Source organism: Cellulomonas sp. P2_B4 (assembly GCF_056404795.1).
In genome coordinates this window covers 1-510 of sequence record NZ_JBFUDI010000127.1, presented here as the reverse complement: position 1 = coordinate 510, position 510 = coordinate 1, and the positions used below count along the sequence as shown (strand labels likewise).

The 510-nt window shown below is 57.6% G+C and carries 1 protein-coding gene; it reads right to left on the bottom strand.

Annotation, left to right across the window (positions count from 1 at the left end):
* Positions 1-317: hypothetical protein (locus tag AC1DZC_RS20465; RefSeq protein ID WP_477044571.1), on the bottom strand; the 317-nt coding region annotated here is incomplete at its 3' end.
* Positions 318-510 lie beyond the last annotated feature (193 nt).

Genomic DNA, 510 nt, shown 5'->3' with positions numbered 1-510 from the left:
ACTTCAATCCAGCCGATGTCGGCCGAGGGCTCTTTGGCCAATCGGATGATGCCACGGTGGGGCCTGGTGTCGAGCGATACATCTACCCATATGCCAGAGAGGATTTTCTGGCTCCCCATATGCCAGCGCTGGCAGAAAAGACCCTTGCTCTCGTCCACTTTGGGCGGGTCGTTTACACGGACGCCTTTGACATAGTTAGGGAGACAGGCTTCGCCTTCTATCATTGGGGCGAGGTTCTGGGGCCAGACGAGGCCAAACGTTGTCGGTCCGGCAACGGCTCCAACTAGCCCCATCAAGGCCGCAAAAGAAATAGACACGCTCAACGCTCCTTATGGAGCGACATGCATCGCAAATGATGGCGGTTGAATCGAAGGCAGCGGCCTTTGAAACTACCTTGGTACATTTGCTACACAATGCCGGAGATTGGCCTGGGGAACGGCGGCCTCACCCCGAATATCGCTCCGCCATGTATCGCCCCGGCGACGTGCCGAGCGCCTTGCGGAACATGGT